Here is a 16,960-nt window from a genome sequence, read left to right as displayed (position 1 = left end):
GAGGCCTGCTCGAAGTCTGTTGAACGCCGCGTAACGTGTCCGGCCCGCATCCCCGGCGCTACAATGCGACGCGGCCGGCGGCGAAATCCTTAAACAAACGATAATGTTAAAGGTTCGTTAACGATTTTTGCAGGATCTTGAGTGGGCTGTGGCGCTTAAGGTTTGCAATGGATCAGAGCACAATACTTGTCGTCGAAGACGACCCGGTGCTACGCGCCTCCCTGGTATTCGTACTCGAGGAAGGCGGTCTGCCGGCCATCGGCCTCGCCAATGCCGACGAAGCATTGGCGTTCCTGCTGGAGGAAGCCGACAATGTGGCTGCGATCCTCACCGATGTGATGATGCCTGGCACCACGGACGGCCTTCAACTGGCCGGCATGGTGGCGCGCCAGTGGCCCCATATCGTCGTGCTGGTCACATCTGGTCGGGTTCGTCCGGTTGAGGATCTGCCGCCCAATGTCAGCTTCATCCCGAAGCCGTGGCGCCCTTCCCAGGTCATCAACGCCATCCAGAAGGCCGCCATGGCGGCCGCTTAGGGCGCAGCAACGCGTCTTTGGAGACTCTGCTCAGGAGCTGCGCCCTGCCTGTAAGGCATGGACGACTTCGCTGATAGCGTAACCCAACAGCAGTCCGAGGCCCGTCACGACCAAGACGCGACTGATGGCCGGAAGCGCTTCGGCACCGAACCGCCGGCCAAACGACGTCAAAGCCGCATAGGCGAGGGCCACCCCTAGAAGCAGCGACACCACATCAAGGCCGTCGATCGTTCCCACCATTCACTCCGCTGCCGACGTCGTCTGGAGCGACACCATGCGGAGTGTCGGGCACCCGATCAACAGCCGAACCGGGATATGCTGAATTGGCTATCCAACCTCAAGCCATCAGAAACTGTTCATGATCGTGCCGACGACATTGCACTGTACCGTCTTCAGCTTGCGCGTGAGTTCGGTCATATCGTTGAAGGCCGTCTTATGCTGCCGCGCCACCAGGATGGCATTGCCGATCCTTGAGCTGACGACGCCGGCATCTGCGTAGTCGAGCGCGGGCGCGGTGTCGTAGACCACGGCACCGAACTGAGACTGAAACTCTTCCACAAGATCGAAGAAGGTCCCCGAACACAGCAATTCCTGCGGATTGGGGGATACAGAGCCCGCGGTCAGCACGGACAATCCTGGAATGACGTCCACCACGGTCGGAACCCGGCTCAGGTGCTTGTGACGGAGCAGCTCCGACAAGCCGATGCCGTTGCGATCGAGCCCGAACATCTGGCCAATGCGCGGGGAGCGAAGGTCGGTTTCGACCAGAAGAGTCGGCAGCGACATCTGTGCGAACGACAAGGCAAGGTTGGCGGCAATGAAGGTGGTCCCTACGCCACGGCGCGGTCCCGTGACCACGAAGGACGGCGTGTGATTGGAGCGGGGCGACCCCACCAGGGCACTACGAATGGATCGCACGGCCTCGGCGACCGGGCCGAAGGGCTCATGCCCGACCACGAGCTCGCGTGAGAACCGCTCATTGTGGGGATCGCGATCGAGGATCGGGTAGCTGTACTGCCGCGATAGCGCGGCGAGGAGGTCCTCCTGACGAACCAGACCCTTGGCAATGGCCGCCTCCGAAAAGGTCAGGCCATGCCGCCGCTGCCAGTCCGTAACCTTTGCGATCTGGCGAGGCGTGAGCTTTCCTGCCTTGACGAGTTGATCGCCAAGTTCCGCGACATGCTCTCCCGTGTGGATTTCGAGATCGTCCCGATCCGATTCACCCAAGTCCGACCTCGACATAATTGATCCTCTACGATCCCTGGTGGACGTTGGCCGGGCTCAACGCGGCGCCGCAGGCATCGACAGGGTGAAGCCTTTGCCCTTGTCCTTGCGGGCACCTTTGGTGTTCGTCTTCGCGATGGTTCCAAGCAGCGGCAGGTCGGTCGCAAACTGAAGATCCGCGACGCCGCGGATCCGCCGATCAAGCGCTTCGGCGATCAGAGCAAAGATGACGCCAAGCGCAAGACCCGCGCCGATGGCCAAGGCCAGGATCAGCGGCACTTTGGGGAAGGTGGGTTTGGCCGGAGGCGTCGCATTGTCGAGTGTCGTCACGTTGGAGAACGACAACTGCCCCTGCATCCTGGCGGAGGCGGCGCTCTTCTGCGACGTGTCGAGCTGGTCCTGGCGGAACGAGACGTCCCGCTGCATGGAGGCAAGCTGGTCGCGCTGGGCCTGGACCGAGATCATCTTTCCATATTGATCCGAGTAGTTCGACTCCAAGGTTGCGATCTGATCCTGCAGCGCCTTGATCTTGGCGACGGCATTCCGTCGGATGTTCGGGATCTCGACACCGATCTGATCCTGCAGCGATCTTTGGGAGGCCAAGAGAGCCTGCACCTTCGGGTTGTTGCTCCCGAGATCAGCCCGGGCCCGACCCAGATCAGAGTTTACGGACGCCAGCGACGCCTTCAGGTTGGCCAGCACAGGGGAGTCCAGCAGGGTGGTCGTCTGCGTCGAAGCGCCCTGCCCCGAGTCGATCACCGAGAGCTGGCTTTGCAATGCCAACAACTGCGCCTTGGCGCTCGACAGATCACTGCCCGTCGAAGCGAGCGGAGACGCATCGTTGTCGGTGCCGCCTGCGGCCGGAGCCAGCAGCTTGTTCTGGTTCTGGAAGGCGATGAGTTTGGCCCGCGAGGCGTCGAGATCGGCATGTAGCTTCTCGAGTTGCGGCTCAAGCCATGACGAGGTTTGCTGGGCCGACGCGACCTTCATGTCGACGACAGCATCCTCGAACGACGCCAGAAACGTATTGGCAATCAACGCGGCCTGGATCGGCGACGACGACTTGTAGGTGACCGCAATGATGTTCGTGCCATCGATGTTCTTCGCATCGACACCCTTCGCCAGTGACTGAGCGATCCACTCATTGATGCCAAGTTGCCCGCTGACGCCCGAAGTCAGGTATTGCTGGGCGAATTGGGGATCGCTCGCTAGGTTCAATCGCTTCACCACATCGGTGGCAATCCGGTTACTCTCAATCAAAGCCGAGAAGGTGCCGATCAACGTCTTTGACGACATCGCGCTTGTTTCGGCGCCCGTCACAGGGTCGGCGCGCCCCAGATCCACACTGGCCGTGGCCTGAGCCTCATAGCGTGGCGGCACCACCAACAGCACGGCCGTGGCGCCGACGATCGTCGCAACGAGGCCAATCAGCACGAGCCAGAGGCGACGCCAAAGGATGGAAAGAATCTGATTAACGGACATAGTCTAAGACCTCCGACGGCAATACGATCAGGACACCGGCACGCCTAGAAGAAGCGCTCGTTGACCACGAGTGTGTCATCTGGTCGAATATCGTCATCGAGCGACGCATCGGACTCGACGACGTGACCCGACGCATCCCGCCGCCTAATTTTAATGCGGGACTCCGATCCAAGCTCACTGATGCCGCCGCCTGCCGCGAGGGCCTGCTGGACGCTCAGATGACGCGCCAAGGGATATTGCCCGGCCCGAGCCACATAGCCATAAAGGAAATAGACCGGCGCGGCCTCGACATACACCTCGTCACCATTCTGGATGACGATGCGACTGCCGTTCAGCTTGCCGGACTCGATATCCTTCAGATCGTAATGCGAAACCTGTTCACCCGACCCATTCGGCCGGCGCACCGTCACGACATTTCCAGCGGTCTCCCGAACACCACCGGCGCGGGCGATCACCTGGCTCAGCGTCGTCGGCCGGTCGAGAGACAACAGGCCCGGGGTCTGAACCGATCCCGATACGGAAACCTGCGCTCCAAAATTCAGGAGTGAGACGAGAACCTGCGGTTGCTTGACCACATCGGCCCGCTCGAGGGCTGTCTTGATGATGTTCGCAACCTGGTCTTCCGTCATGCCGGAAACCCGCAAGCGGCCCACATAGGGAAAGGTGATGGTCCCGTCCTGCTCGACCCGCGCCTGGGTGTCGAGATCACCCTGGTTGACCACCTTGATCTGTACGGTGTCCGACGGCACCAGCCGATGTCCGGCAGCCCAAGCGGAGGTATAGGCCGCCAGGCACAGGACGATGGCGCCTATCCAGATGCGTCCAAGACCCATTCCGATCCGCTTGCTCATGTTGGCCTCGACCTCATCACCGGGTGTAGACCAAGCCGACCCGGAACACGTTTGATACTGCATCGGCCCCCGACCGGGAAGTGTCGGTGCGGCTGACATAGCTGTAGGCTGCAGAAGCGGTTACCAGAGGCGTCGCGCGATAGTTGAGGATCAGCGAAGCATTATTGGTTTCCGTATTCGCAAATAGCGTTGAGGCGATCGCGGACGTCCCGCCAGGATTGTTAGATTTCGTATGGCTTAACAGTCCCGTGACAGTGATTTTTGGTGAGTAGATATAACTCAGCGATAGGCTTTGGGTGTCACTGACCTGAAGATTTGAAACGGCAGACTGAGGTGCACCGGCGGAGCGCGACACGGTACCGGAAGCGATGACCTTCGGTGTGGGCCGGTAGTTTGCCTGGATCGAATAAATCGGCTCCAAAGTTGTGTTCGACGAGCCAGGAAACGAGAAAGAGCTTAAGCCGCCAGACACACTGGCGTCGAGCTTGGCCGAGATAACGCGGTCATAAAAGAACTGATAATCGACCTGGTCCGTCGAGGACGCAAGACCCAAGCCCGCGGGTCGGTCGGTGAAATCCCGGTGAGAATAGGTGACCAACCCACGCAGCGTGTCGAGGGAGGTCAGGGCATATTCTAGGCCGCCACCTGTGAAATACTGATTATAGTTGTTGGAGCTAATGGCGGAGACCACACCGGTTCCATCGCCACCAGAATTCTCGAGACGACTGACGCCGGAGTTGAACAGCGCCGCAACATGCCCCGCGATGGTGCAGCGCGCAGTCTCGTTGAAGGAGGTCGAGAACACTTCCTGCAGGCCATAGCCTGCCGTCTCCTCGAGAGGCGCTTGATGCCGGTCGACGCCGGCCACAAGGCGTCCGGAACAGCGATTGGCGACATTGAAGTCGACGCCGCCGTTGACGGAATAATTATCGGCATTGATGACGCTATCGGTGAAGTACCGTCGCGGCGCATAGGTGCCGTTAAAGAAGTACGTTTGCGCGCCCATGGGAAAGCGCGATGCGACACTGATGGTCGTGTCAGAATAAAAGTCGCCCCGCGACGGCAGGTTGGAGATCGTCCCCAGCGAACGGGCGCCGGTCGGCAGGTTTGCGACATTGTCACTATAGGAGATCGACTGCCCGATGGTGAGCTTGAACGGCAAGTGGTCGACCAGAAAGCCCGGATCCAGATAGCTCCAGGTACCCGGTGTCGACGCATCGTCGAAACCGCTGAAATCCTGTTGGCCTGACGGCGGCACAAAAGTCGCCTCGGTCGCGAAAGCCGTTCCCAGGCCGAGCCCAAGGCTGATCGTGCCGATGCGCAGCACGCGGCCGCTACGGTTCGATGTGCCGCACAGGCACCTCAGCCGAGGGAACTCAGTTGGGAACATATTTCCCAATGACGCCACTGACGTTGAGAAAAAACTGCTGCAGCCGGGTGTCGGCCGCCGCTTCGTCCCCGTCCACCATCGGCGTCACGAGGCGAACAAGGGCACCGTCTGAGCGCCCATTCAGCAGCGCATCATGAATTGCATAATAGCGCAGCTGAAAATCATTGGTCATGGAGCGACCCCGCTCGTCGAACCAGAAATAAGCAATCTGGCGAACGCCTTGACGCTCGATGCGGAGACGATTGACCGGGATGGAAGTGCCATCTTCAGCCTGAATCTGGATCAGGGACTGCGTCTCGATGTTCCAGCCTCCGCCAGGAATGCACTGCTGGGGGCTGTGTGACTGGATGCCGAACCTTTGGGACTCGTAATAGGCGGCGTAGAAGTTCACCGGGACATCCGTCCCGGGGCGGGCATAATCGGCCAGCACGTAGTCCGTAAGTTGGAGCATGCTGAGGAATTCCGACCCCATCACCTGGGGCGCACCAACCCATGATCCGACTTGCATCGGGAATAATGAAAAGGATTGCCGGGGCGGGATCACTTCGGCGCGGCGCGGCATGGCGGTCACACTGACGGCACCAAGCACCAGCAACAGGCCGGTTGCCAGAAACGAAGATGACATCGGCCAGCGTCCGATTGCGCTCAAAGCCGCGCGGTCGGGCAGCAGCACGTCCAACGCCAGAAAGCGCCCGCGCGCCCCGACCTTCAATAAAAGCCAGACCTCAACCAGCAGCACCAGGATGCAGAGGAAGAAAACCAGAAAGCCCTCCACCTCGTGCTGCGTGCCCTCAGCCATGCCGATCCCGTACCGATCGACCAGGATGCCGATCATGGTGATGCGCCCGGCGTTCATCAGCACGGCGATCGGCAGTGTCGACACGATCAACACCACCTTTTTCCACCACGCATCTTCCAACAGCATAGCGATCAGGCAGCCGAAGCTGACGAGGGGGAACAGGTAACGCAGCCCATTGCAAGCCTCCGCCACCTCGAGCTTGGCGCCGCCAAGGTCGATGATGTTGCCGTCCAGGAACACGTTCAAACCGAGTGCCGTCATGCCGGCCACGCCGATCTGCGATGACAGATGCTGCATTTCGGTGGACAGCGTGAGGTACAAAGCTTTCGGCAGCGGGATCATGAAGCCGAGATAGAGCGTCGGTCCACCGAGCGTCCACATTCCCCGGGCACCGACCGCACTCCAGACGAGCGCCACAATGCCGACGAGGCCGCCGTAGACCGAGATGGTGTAGAGGCCCGACAGATCCCCGATCGCCATGGTAACAAGCGACAACACGGCCAGCACGATCGCAGGCCAGCGCGTGCCCCCCAGCGATGCCTGCGGAAAACGGTAAAGGAAGATCAGCACCGCGAGGGGAAGGATCAGATAAACATGGGAATATTCTTCCCGGCCCCAGAGGTCGCTGATGAAGCGCAAGCCCGGCAGAACCGCCGTGATGACGCAGCCAAGCGCAAGCAATGCAAGGGCGGGCGCGGCCCGAAACCCGCGTCCAGCCCGCGATGGGAGAGACTGCGTCGCATTGCTCATGGATTGATCACGCTTGCCGACAAAGGGATACGCCCAACACTCAAGAAGTCTTTTGTCCACCGTGCGCGATAAATTAAACCTCGTCCGAATTTAAGGCGACCCGTACGGCGCCCCTGATGAACATCCAGGCTAGGCGTAGCATCGCTCAGTGATCCACCAACACCCTTACTGGCTCCACCACGCCAGGCTACGTCGGCAAGCGTTATATTTTACACAACGGCACTTGTCTAACAGCGGCGGCAGCGCGCCTGGGGAAAGCCGAGACTCTGTGGCGTCGACCTGCTTTCTTGCAACAGCACTGCCGCTTCTGGACCACGCGCAAACCAGGATCGAGCTCGAACGATCAAGCCGACGCTTTGGCGTGCCGAGCCAATCCGCCGGGTATCGAGACGGCTGCGGTGCCGAAATGGCGTCGCATTCGTCATAGGTGCTGTGTGGCGCTCTGGGTCCTGCATGCCCCGGTATGGTGCTGCTGCAACCGCCGGTAGAGCGCGAGGTATTTGTTGGCCGTGGTGTCGGCTCCGAATGTCTCGAGATCGGCTGACGCCTTCCGGCGCCAGTCAGCCAGCCTTTCGGGGTCGGACATCAAGGCGTCGAAGACCGCTGCCATGGCTTCGGGATGTCCCGCTTCGACAAGATGGCCGGCAGTCCCGAAGGCGAGCGCCTCCGCGGTGCCACCCACGGCGGTCGCCACCATGGCGCAGCCGGCAGCCCGCCCTTCCACCAGGACGAGCGCCGAGGGATCGGCCAGTGACGCGAGGGCGAAGATGTCGGCCTGTCGCAGCAACGGGTGTGGATTCAGCACGGCGCCGATGAAATGAACCCGGTTGTCGAGTCCGGCGGCCTCAACCTGGGCTTTCAGTTCGGCGCCGCTCGGGCCCACGCCGATGATGTTGAGGTGCCATTCGGGGTGCCGGCTGGCGATCTGCGCGAAGGCGGCGATGAGGTGGTGCACGCCCTTGCGGGGGTGCAGGCCGCACACGGTGGCGATGCAGGGCGTCCGGAAGGGCGGCAGCGGAGCGTCATCGGCCAAGGCCTCGCGCGGCGACGCCAGCGTGCCGTTACGGATCGCCGTTAATTTGCGCTCGGGATAGCCTCGCGACAGCAGAAGCTGGCGCTCCGCCTCGCTGACCGCCACGACGGCATCGCCAAGGCGCATCAGGACCGAATGGCGGTCGAAGGAATTGTGCATGGTCGTGACGAGCGGGATGCCGAGCAGCCGCGACGCCAGAAAGCCCAGAACGGCACTCGACATCATGTGGGCGTGGATGACGTCGGGCTTTGCCTTGCGGCAAAGCGCCACCAAGGCCGCCAAGCCACTCACGGCGCCCACGGGTGAGCGACCTGTGACGACGATATGATGCTCCACCCCGCGTGCCGAGAGAAAGTCGACGTAGTCACCGCCAGCGCTGGCGAAGGTGACGGCATGGCCGGCTTGAACATGCAGGCAGGCGAGGTCGACCGCGACATTCACATGGCCGTTCGAAAGGTTGCAGTGCTTGATGAGCTGCAGAATGCGCACGACGTTCCGATCTAGCCGAGCCGGCTGGTTCCCTTGTTGAGCACGATGCCGAGGATCGTGGCCTGTGCGGAGTCCAGCACCCGGATCGCCATGGCGAGTTCGTCGAACGTGGTCCGCCCGCTCTCGGCCACCAGGATCACGCCATCCAGGAAGCCGGCGACCGCCTGGGCATGCGGCGAGCGCTCCATCGCGGGCAGGTCGACCACCACATCGCCGTGCTGCCGGAGCCGCGACAGGAATTGCCCCATCGCCGGGGCGCCGAGGAACAGGTTGGGCCGATAAGGCTCGTAGCGGTTGCGGGCGGGGATGAAGTGCAGATTCCGGCGAAGGTGCTGCGCCGGAACCCGATCGGTCTCGACGTGCTCGGCCAGGGCTTCGCAAAGGCCACCCTGGGCCTGCGGCGCCAGCTCCTGGCTCAAGGCGGGGTCCTGCAGGTCGGCATCAACAAGACGCACCGGCTCTCCGGCAGCGGCGATGAAGTGGGCCAAATTGCCAGCAAGGGTGCTCTTGCCCTCGCCGGACCGCCAGGACGCGACGCCGAGGCTGCGGAAGCGCCCGTCGCGCGGGCTGCCGGTGACGATCGACGTATAGGCGGTGCGGAGCGCCTGGGCGAAAGGGCCTTTGGCGTCACTGATGACAAGGTCGAAGGGCAACCTGCGCTGGCCGCGGCGACGCGCTGCCGGCAGCACCGCCAGACACGGCAGGCCGAAGTGCCGCCAGATCTGCGAGGCGCCCCGGATGCGCCGGTCGAGGCTGTGACGCACCGCCAGGATGCCGCCGCCCAGCAACAGCCCGACCGCAAGCGCGAAGACAAGCACCAGCATGGTACGAGGCGCCGACTTGCCCAGCGGCGCCCGGGCGGCGCTGATGACGCGCGACTCGGAATCCGGAAGCGGCGCACTTGGAATGACACCTTCCCGGATGGCTGCGGCTGCAACCGCCTCCTCGGCTTCGAGCGAAGCGACACGATTTTCCAAAAATTCCGCGCCGCGCCGCGCTGCCGCCAGCTTGCGCTCGATCTGGCTGTGCACATAGGCGGCCGTTACCGCATTGGTGAGCCGGGCGGCTTCCGTCGCGCTGCCGGCCTGACAGGAGATTTCGAGCACATAGGATTGCCCGACGCGACGCACCGACACCCGGTCGACAAAGCTCTCGAAGGCCTGCAGGCGCGCCGCGTCCGGGCGCGCCTGCCCCGGCGTCACCAGCATCGGTGCGAGGCGCGGCAGGGCCGTCGTAACGACGGCCAGGACGCGCTGTCGCAGGCCGGGCGTCGCCGAGGCGGCGAAATCGGGCGACGAGGCCAGATCCAGCGTCTCGAAAACCGTCGACAGGATGCGCTCCGACCGGACCACCTGCATCTGGCTTTCAGCCTGCGCGCTGTCGAGCCCTGCGGCGCTTCCGGTTGCGGCCTCCTGCGGCGTCAGGCGGCGCGGCTCGAGGATGACCTGGGCGAAGGCCGTATATTGCGGCGGTGTGCGAACCAGATAGGCGATCGCCAAAGCAAGCGAGACACAGACACAGCCTGCCACGATCCATCGGCCGCGGCGAAGCACGTCCATCAGCTCGCTTGCCTGGCCGAGCGCGACATCGGCGTCGAAGGTCGGCCGGCGCGGCCCCGATCCGAAAATCGCCTCGGTTGTCAACGCGTCAGGCGCCATGGCGGCGCGCGGGTGATGCATGTGGTTCATAGGTCTGCAGCCCGCTCCGGCGCCAGGATGCCGCGCAGCGCGTCGGCGAGGCCGCGCAGGTTGCCGCGGAAGCGACCGCGCCGGTCGATGAAAGGCTCGGGCCGGAAGACTCCGAGGGCGTTGCGGGCGACATTGCGGGCCAGATGATCCAGCATGGCCAACGCCGGCATGGTGCCTTTGCGGCACAGGTAGAGGGGGTTGATGACCTGCGAATAGCCGAGCCGCCGCCCCGACACTCGCCCGAGCTTGGCCCCGAGGTGGACACCGAGCGCCGCCGTGGTCTTGACGATGCGGTAGCCGCTACGCTCCAGCCCGGCCCCGAAATCACGGTCTTCGAGCCAACCATAAAGGACGAGTCGCTCGTCGAAGCGGCGTCCTGCCGCTGCGGCGGCGCGAAACGCCATGTTGCACCCGTAGGGCACGTAAGATTCGTGCAGCCGCTCGTCGGGTCTCGCAGGCGCCGCGGCGAGAAGGCGTCGCGCCGCCGCCAGGCTCAATCCGGGCCCCTTGATGCCATCGGCCACCAGCGTGCCCGTGATGGCGCCGATGGTGGGCTCGCGCTCGAACAAGGATGCCACCGCCGCGAGCCAGTCGGCCCGGGGCAGGAAATCGTCGTCGAAGAACACCACGATGTCGGTGCCATAGGGCACCTGACGCAGGGCGGCGTTGCGCTGCGCCGCGAGACCGCGGGCACCGATCACCAGCGTCACCTCGGGGCTTGCGACTGCGCCGGCATCCCCGGCCTCCGTGCAGGACACGATGATGGAACGCGGCCGCAGGGTTTGCAGGCGCATGGCCTGCACGGCGGCTTGCAGCAGCACGGGCCGGCCACGGGTCGCGAAGACGACGCAGATCCTCGCCGTCGTCAGCAACGACCGGGGATGAGGCGGGGCGACAGGCCGGTGCGCCTCAAGGCCCGGCATGGTCGGCTCCCGGCAGCAGGGCCTTGGACTGGAACACCCGGATGGCGGCGATCTGCATGATCACGGGCGGCTGCAGGTCGGCCATCGGCCAGCCGCCACCGAGCGCCAGATTGGCCAGCACATACAGGGGCTGCCGATATTCCGGGGCCGTCGGGGTCGACCACACGCTGTTCCGGTTCAGGAAGAACGTGGTGGTGTCGGGCGTGATGCGGACGCCGAAGCTGTTGAAACGATCGGACAACAGGTGGGGCGGCACCTCCACACGCTTGTCGCGGCCGTAGCGATCCTTGCCGTCGACCCAGATGTGCTGGACCGCGTGGTAATATTGCGGGAAGCCGCCATAAAACTCGATGATGTCGATTTCCGCCGAAGCGAGGCGCTTGTCGGTGCCGACGAGCCAGAAGGCGGGCCAAGTGCCGGAGCCTTCGGGCAGCTTGGCGGTCATTTCGAAATAACCGTAGCGTTGGGCGAAGCCCTGCTGCCCGGGGCCGTCGCGGTCCATCGAGCAGATGAGGCCCGACACCCAGCGTCCGTCGGCCGTGCGAGCGGCGGCGATGCGCAACCCCTCAGGCGTCAGGCTGAAGGGCCCGCCCGGGCCGGGGTCCGCAAAGGCGGCATCGCCGAAGTCGCCGTTCCAGGGGGTGTGGGCGATCCAGCGGGTATTCGGACCCCGGGCCGAAATATCCAGCGTCTTGAACTCTTCCGTGAAGGTCGGGGCGTATTCCGACAGGTCGAGCGTCTCGCCATGGGCGAGCGCCGCCCCGAGGACGGATGACAAGCCGGCCAGAATGAGGAGAACGCTTCTCGGCAAAGGCGTCACGCCAAGCGCTCCAGCAGGTCGAGATAGCCACGCGCCGTTTCGGTCCAGCGAAAACGGCGGACCTGTTCGGCACCACGTCCGCTCAGTTCCGTCCGCAGCGTGGCCGAATCCTGCAAGGCTCCGAGGGCCGCGAGCCATGCCGCGGGATCGTCCGGCGGCGCCATCAGGGCCGCCGTGCCGCAAACCTCCGGCATGCTGGCCCTGTTGGACGCCACCACGGGGCATCCGAGCGCCATGGCTTCGACAATGGGGAGCCCGAAGCCTTCGGTCCAGGACGGGAAGGCGAGGCACAGGGCCCGCGACAGCAGGGTCGCGAGGGCGCCGTCCGACACGGCGCCGAGGCGGTGCAGGTTGCGCGGCTCCGGTCCGTCCGGTTCGGCCGCGAAGATGGGCGCCGAGCCGCCCGCCACCACGAGGTCGAGCCCACGCGCGTCGAGCGCCGGTGCCAGACGCATCAACAATCCAGCGTTCTTGTGCCGCGCCCGGCTGCCGAGCAACAACACGAAGGGTCGCTCGCCCGGCCATCGCCGCAGCACCTCAGGGTCGGGCCGCCAGCGCAGCGCATGCTCGTGGCCGTTCGGCAGCACCACGACGCGGTCGCGCGGAAGGCCGAAGCGCGCCGCGATCGTGTCGGCCGAGAAACGGGACACACTGGTCAGCACCGCGGCGCGGCGTGCCAACAGCGGCTGCAACAGGCCATAGAAGACCCGGAAGCCAGCCCGGTAGCTGCCAGGTTCCAGCAGCACGTTGATGTCGTGCAGGCAGAGCACCTGACGGCGCGCCAGCACCGGCCCCGTATTGCAAAGGTTCAGCAATGGCGCGCCACGGGCCGCCAAGGCCCATTGTTCCCAGGCGTGGCCGCCAAGGTGGCGCGAAGGCTCGGCCTCGAAGGCCCGCAGCGTCGCGGGCGCCGATGTGTGGCGCGGCAGCGCCAGCACGGCGCGCAACCCACGCTCGTCGAGCAGCGGATCGAGGGCATCGACGACCTCGCGGCCATAGCGCTGCACGCCGGTGACGGCTTGGCCATAGAAACGGCCGTTCACCGTCATGGCGCTCGCCGGCACGACGCCATTCTGACGGGCAGGTCGCACGCGCGGCGAGGCCTTCGGGCCCGAAGCGTTGCCGTCCCCCATCAGCCGCAGATCGCCGCCCGGGCGCGGGCGTGTCGCCACAGCGGTCATCACCGGCTGCCCTTGCGACCGAGGACGACCGGCACCGTTTTGACCAGGATGCGGAGGTCCGCGCGGAAGCTGCGCGACACCACATAGGCGGTGTCGAGTTCGACCCTCCGGGCAAAGCTGACATCGCTGCGGCCGCCCACCTGCCAAGCGCCCGTCAGGCCCGGGCGTACCTTGTAATACTGGGTGATCTTGGGGCCGTAGAGCGGCACCTCGTCGGCCACGATGGGCCGCGGCCCGACGAGGCTCATGTGGCCGCGCAGGACGTTGAAGATCTGCGGGATCTCGTCGATGCTGGATTCCCGCAGCAGCCGCCCGAAGGCCGTGATGCGCGGATCGCGCCGAAGTTTCCGGCTTTCGTCCCATTCCTGCCGCAGAGCGGGGTCGCTCGCCAGCAACCGGTGCAACACGGTGTCGGCGTCGCGCACCATCGTGCGGAACTTGAGGCAGGGAAAGACGGCCCCGTTCCGCCCGATGCGGCGGTGCCGGATCAGCACGGGCCGCCCTTGCAGCACCAGGAGAATGAGAGCGATCGTCACCAGAAGGGGCGCCAGGATCAGAATGCCCAGCATGGCCGCCTGGGCGTCGAAGCAACGTTTGCCGTCGATGATGGCTTGGGGGGCCGCCGACTCGTTGATCTGCGGAACGGCACACAGGGAAAGATCGGCAGCCGTCTCCAGCGTGCCGGAAACATCAGACATCCCTATCCACCCACGTCTAAAGAGAAGGTTAATATTCTCTTACTATAAGCCAGACGCTCAATAACATTTCAAATTAAATTAGGTGTCAGTCCTACTGATCTCTGCACCGTAAGCAAGTCTTGCGTTAATATAAATCAATAACGCAAACAAAAGCGCAATTTCAGATTACGTAGAGGAATTTAGATGCCTTCCGTTGCTTTCAGCAGCTGTCCTCCAGGCAATGATAATGCCTTACGGCCACAGGCCGCGCCTTGGAGCAAGGATCTGCGTGTTGCCATCGTTCATTATTGGCTCGTCGGCATGCGAGGCGGCGAAAAGGTGGTCGAAGCGCTTTGCGAACTCTTTCCGCAAGCCGACATCTTCACCCACGTCTACGTTCCCGGCGCGATCTCGGAGCGGATCAACGCACATCGGGTGCAGACATCCTTCATCGCAGGTCTGCCGCAGGCGGCGCGGCGCTACCAGCGCTATCTGCCGCTGATGCCCATGGCGCTCGAGCAGCTCGATCTGCGCGGCTATGACCTCATCCTCAGTAGCGAGTCGGGCCCCAGCAAAGGCATCATCCCGCCGGCGGGGGCGCTGCACCTTTGTTATTGCCATTCGCCGATGCGCTACATCTGGAACATGTTTCATGACTACCGGGATCGCAGCGGGCCGCTGACGCGCCTGCTGATGCCGCCCGTGTCGCATTACCTGCGCACCTGGGACGCCGTGTCGGCCACCCGGGTGCACCGGTTCGCAGCCAATTCGCAGACCGTGGCGCGACGCCTCAGCACTTATTACCGGCGCGACGCCGAGGTGATCCACCCCCCGGTTGACACGCGGGCGTTCCACCCCGTGCCGGACGCCGAACGTGGCGACTTCTTCCTGATGGCGGGCGAACTCGTCGCCTACAAGCGCCCGGACCTCGCGGTCGAAGCCTTCAACCGCATGAAGGTGCCGCTGGTGGTGGCGGGCGGCGGCGAGATGCTGGGGCGGTTGCGCAGCCTGGCGGGCCCTACGGTGCAGGTTCTCGGGCCGCAGAGCTTCGCGGTGCTGCGCTCGCTTTACGCCGGCTGCAAGGCGCTCGTGTTTCCCGGCGAAGAGGATTTCGGCATCGTTCCCGTGGAAGCCATGGCGAGCGGGCGGCCCGTGCTGGCGTATCGACGCGGCGGCGCCACCGAAACCGTGGTGGACGGTCTCAGCGGCCTGTTCTTCGATCAGCAAAGCATCGACGCGATCATCGACGCCGTGACGCGCTTCGAAGGCACAGACTTCGATCCACAGGCGATTGCCGCCCATGCACAGCGCTTCGGAGCCGATGTGTTCCAGGCCGGCATGCAGCGTTTCGTGGCCGACAGCCTCGCCGCCCACGGGTGAAAGAACACGCGCCGTGTGCCCGAGGTCAGTCGGGCACGCGGTCCCGACGTGTCCTCGCCACCCAGGCGAGGCCCAGCGCGTAGCCGATCTGCGCCAGGGCGAAGCCGCCTGCTCCGAGCCCGAAGGCACCGAACACACCTCGCCCCTCTCCGAGCGCGATCGCCAAAGCCAAGAGCCCGGCCGCCGCCGCAACGATCAGCACCCAAGCGAGGGGAATCAACGAGGCTGCGAAGAAGCCGAAGCCCAGGAACGCTGCGAATATCAATGCCGACACAGCACCGCCGTTGCACCATTCACGGGAGAGTCAGTTTGCGACGGGATGGTTAAGCTTTGGTTCAGATGGCGCCGCAACGGTCGGCCCGCGGCCCGTCAATCGGCGTCCGCCCGTCGCGCGATCCCGACCAGCGAAGCTCCCTCGCCCTGCGCGGGATCTGCCATCTCCACCCGCACCACATCGCCCGGCAGCACCAGGTCGCCCTCCCCCACATCGAGCGTTGTGGGGTGGCCGTCGACCTTGCGGGTCACCGCATAGGTCGGCACGGGCCGGGCCGGGCCTGCCGCCGCCATCACGGCGGGACCATGCACCTCCGCCTGAAAGACGAGGCCGCGCACGGTCTCGAGCTTCTGCGTGACATCGCCGAGCCGGCCGCGCACCTGCGAGGCTTCGAGCAAGGCGTCGTTGCGCTCCTTGGCGCGAATATCCGCCATGTCGCGCATCGCCTTGGAAATATCCTGCTGGGCCCGCAGCGTGGCGAGCTGCACGTCGAGGCGGCTGCTTTCATATTGCGCTGCGTTCTCCTCGATGGCGAGCTTGCGGGGCAGCACCGCAAGGCCCGACGACACCAGCCCCGCGATCTGGTCGAGCTCCTGCCGGGTGACGCTCAGCTGGTGGGCCAGCGAAACATCCTTGGCCGCAAGGGCGCCGATCTGCCGCTCCAGCAAGGCCCGCGACTGGGTCAGCGTCTCGGTCTGCGACCGCAGCGCTTCCCGCCGCGTTTCGAACAGCGCCTGTTCCTCGCGCAACGCCCGCGCGACCGCCGGCTCGCCCTGCCGGGCCTGCAGGTCGGGGGGCACCGTGAAAACGTCGCGTTCGGCGATCTCGGCGTCGAGACGGGCCTGCCGGATCAGCAGTTCGGTGCGCTCGGCCGACAAGGCCCGCAGGTCGCCGCGCCCTTCGAGGGCCTGACGCTCGAACCCGAGCGCGTTGCCGTCCATCCGGCTGCGACCGAGGCCACCCGCGATGCTGACGGCCTGCAACACCGACAGGTCGGGCCTGTAGTCGTATTCCCCGGGGCGCTCGACGCTGCCCACCACATAGAAAGGGCGGTATTTGACCACCTGGACGGAGGCTTCGGGCCGCTGCGCCAGACCGATGCGCGCCTGCAGGCGCTGTCCGATCGCCTCGGCCAGCGCGGACGGCGTCAGATCAAGGGCCGGCACGCCGCCCAGCAGCGGCAGCGACACGGCGCCGTCCGCCCCCACGGTGAACTCGCCATTCAGGGCCTGCCATTGGTAGGCCTCGCCCGATCCCGTGCGCCAATCGAAGACCTTGACCTGCAACCGGTCTTCCGGCCCGAGCCGGCAGGCGGCGGGCTCCGCCTCGGCGGCAAGTACGCCGAAGACCACGAAGGCTCCCGTCAGTGCCGTCAGACTTTTGCGGGCGCTCCATCGCCGACCGGCAACACAGCCCTCACGCCAGACCGCGCGCGAAGCGCACAGCCGCAATCGTGTGGCGGC

The 16,960-nt window shown here is 64.7% G+C and carries 16 protein-coding genes; 2 read left to right on the top strand and 14 right to left on the bottom strand.

All coding sequences use genetic code 11. From position 1 onward, the window contains the following. The first annotated feature begins 167 nt into the window (after window positions 1-167). Window positions 168-536 (top strand): response regulator, encoded by a 369-nt coding sequence (locus tag P7D22_RS04360; protein WP_319932991.1) that lies wholly within the window; start codon window positions 168-170, stop codon window positions 534-536. 30 nt (window positions 537-566) lie between these two features. On the opposite strand, the gene P7D22_RS04355 is transcribed toward P7D22_RS04360, so the two are convergent. The 12 genes from P7D22_RS04355 to P7D22_RS04300 form a co-directional block, all read right to left on the bottom strand. Continuing rightward, window positions 567-773, bottom strand: coding sequence for a hypothetical protein (locus tag P7D22_RS04355; RefSeq protein WP_319932990.1), 207 nt, complete (start codon window positions 771-773; stop codon window positions 567-569). Between the two features lie 108 nt (window positions 774-881). Continuing rightward, window positions 882-1,763, bottom strand: coding sequence for a CpsD/CapB family tyrosine-protein kinase (locus P7D22_RS04350; protein WP_319932989.1), 882 nt, complete (start codon window positions 1,761-1,763; stop codon window positions 882-884). A gap of 54 nt (window positions 1,764-1,817) precedes the next feature. Then, a complete protein-coding gene (locus P7D22_RS04345) occupies window positions 1,818-3,242 on the bottom strand; it encodes a GumC family protein (protein ID WP_319932988.1) in 1,425 nt (474 codons plus the stop codon). Between the two features lie 44 nt (window positions 3,243-3,286). Next, window positions 3,287-4,093 (bottom strand): polysaccharide biosynthesis/export family protein, encoded by an 807-nt coding sequence (locus P7D22_RS04340; RefSeq protein WP_319932987.1) that lies wholly within the window; start codon window positions 4,091-4,093, stop codon window positions 3,287-3,289. Between the two features lie 16 nt (window positions 4,094-4,109). Beyond that, a complete protein-coding gene (locus P7D22_RS04335) occupies window positions 4,110-5,420 on the bottom strand; it encodes a hypothetical protein (protein ID WP_319932986.1) in 1,311 nt (436 codons plus the stop codon). Window positions 5,421-5,469: 49 nt separating this feature from the next. Beyond that, window positions 5,470-7,032: a VPLPA-CTERM-specific exosortase XrtD gene (gene xrtD, locus P7D22_RS04330; RefSeq protein WP_319932985.1), complete on the bottom strand. Its 1,563-nt coding sequence runs from the start codon at window positions 7,030-7,032 to the stop codon at window positions 5,470-5,472. Window positions 7,033-7,453: 421 nt separating this feature from the next. Continuing rightward, window positions 7,454-8,554: a glycosyltransferase family 4 protein gene (locus P7D22_RS04325; protein ID WP_319932984.1), complete on the bottom strand. Its 1,101-nt coding sequence runs from the start codon at window positions 8,552-8,554 to the stop codon at window positions 7,454-7,456. Window positions 8,555-8,565: 11 nt separating this feature from the next. Continuing rightward, entirely contained in the window at window positions 8,566-10,233 is a 1,668-nt protein-coding gene (locus P7D22_RS04320) for a tyrosine-protein kinase domain-containing protein (RefSeq protein ID WP_319932983.1), read from the bottom strand. Between the two features lie 5 nt (window positions 10,234-10,238). After that, on the bottom strand, window positions 10,239-11,165 hold the full coding sequence (locus tag P7D22_RS04315) for a glycosyltransferase family 2 protein (RefSeq protein WP_319932982.1): 927 nt from the start codon (window positions 11,163-11,165) through the stop codon (window positions 10,239-10,241). Beyond that, window positions 11,152-11,985 carry a glycoside hydrolase family 16 protein gene (locus P7D22_RS04310; RefSeq protein ID WP_319932981.1) on the bottom strand — a complete coding sequence of 278 codons (834 nt, stop codon included), beginning with the start codon at window positions 11,983-11,985 and terminating at the stop codon, window positions 11,152-11,154. The genes P7D22_RS04315 and P7D22_RS04310 overlap by 14 nt, the downstream gene beginning before the upstream one ends. After that, window positions 11,982-13,166: a glycosyltransferase family 4 protein gene (locus P7D22_RS04305; protein ID WP_319932980.1), complete on the bottom strand. Its 1,185-nt coding sequence runs from the start codon at window positions 13,164-13,166 to the stop codon at window positions 11,982-11,984. Before P7D22_RS04305 ends, P7D22_RS04310 begins: the two co-directional genes overlap by 4 nt. Next, window positions 13,166-13,864 (bottom strand): sugar transferase, encoded by a 699-nt coding sequence (locus P7D22_RS04300; protein WP_319932979.1) that lies wholly within the window; start codon window positions 13,862-13,864, stop codon window positions 13,166-13,168. Before P7D22_RS04300 ends, P7D22_RS04305 begins: the two co-directional genes overlap by 1 nt. Before the next feature lie 264 nt (window positions 13,865-14,128). Here P7D22_RS04300 and P7D22_RS04295 point away from each other — a divergent pair, with 264 nt between their 5' ends. Next, window positions 14,129-15,223, top strand: coding sequence for a glycosyltransferase (locus tag P7D22_RS04295; protein WP_319933048.1), 1,095 nt, complete (start codon window positions 14,129-14,131; stop codon window positions 15,221-15,223). 25 nt (window positions 15,224-15,248) lie between these two features. Here the strand turns inward: P7D22_RS04295 and P7D22_RS04290 are convergent, their stop codons facing one another. Continuing rightward, on the bottom strand, window positions 15,249-15,497 hold the full coding sequence (locus tag P7D22_RS04290) for a hypothetical protein (protein WP_319932978.1): 249 nt from the start codon (window positions 15,495-15,497) through the stop codon (window positions 15,249-15,251). Between the two features lie 95 nt (window positions 15,498-15,592). Continuing rightward, window positions 15,593-16,849, bottom strand: a complete 1,257-nt coding sequence (locus P7D22_RS04285) for a polysaccharide biosynthesis/export family protein (RefSeq protein ID WP_319932977.1) — start codon at window positions 16,847-16,849, stop codon at window positions 15,593-15,595. Window positions 16,850-16,960 lie beyond the last annotated feature (111 nt).

It is taken from the genome of Lichenihabitans sp. Uapishka_5 (assembly GCF_033947565.1).
GTDB lineage: Bacteria > Pseudomonadota > Alphaproteobacteria > Rhizobiales > Beijerinckiaceae > Lichenihabitans.
The sequence above is the reverse complement of the archived record's forward strand: the minus strand, read 5'-3'. Positions and strand labels throughout refer to the sequence as shown.

Bases quoted from the DNA above. Each gene is read 5' to 3' on its own strand.
- P7D22_RS04300 (WP_319932979.1), bottom strand. From the start codon at position 13,864: ATGTCTGATGTTTCCGGCACGCTGGAGACGGCTGCCGATCTTTCCCTG.
- P7D22_RS04340 (WP_319932987.1), bottom strand. From the start codon at position 4,093: ATGAGCAAGCGGATCGGAATGGGTCTTGGACGCATCTGGATAGGCGCC.
- P7D22_RS04345 (WP_319932988.1), bottom strand. From the start codon at position 3,242: ATGTCCGTTAATCAGATTCTTTCCATCCTTTGGCGTCGCCTCTGGCTC.
- P7D22_RS04320 (WP_319932983.1), bottom strand. From the start codon at position 10,233: ATGCATCACCCGCGCGCCGCCATGGCGCCTGACGCGTTGACAACCGAG.
- P7D22_RS04360 (WP_319932991.1), top strand. From the start codon at position 168: ATGGATCAGAGCACAATACTTGTCGTCGAAGACGACCCGGTGCTACGC.
- P7D22_RS04315 (WP_319932982.1), bottom strand. From the start codon at position 11,165: ATGCCGGGCCTTGAGGCGCACCGGCCTGTCGCCCCGCCTCATCCCCGG.
- xrtD (WP_319932985.1), bottom strand. From the start codon at position 7,032: ATGAGCAATGCGACGCAGTCTCTCCCATCGCGGGCTGGACGCGGGTTT.
- P7D22_RS04305 (WP_319932980.1), bottom strand. From the start codon at position 13,166: ATGACCGCTGTGGCGACACGCCCGCGCCCGGGCGGCGATCTGCGGCTG.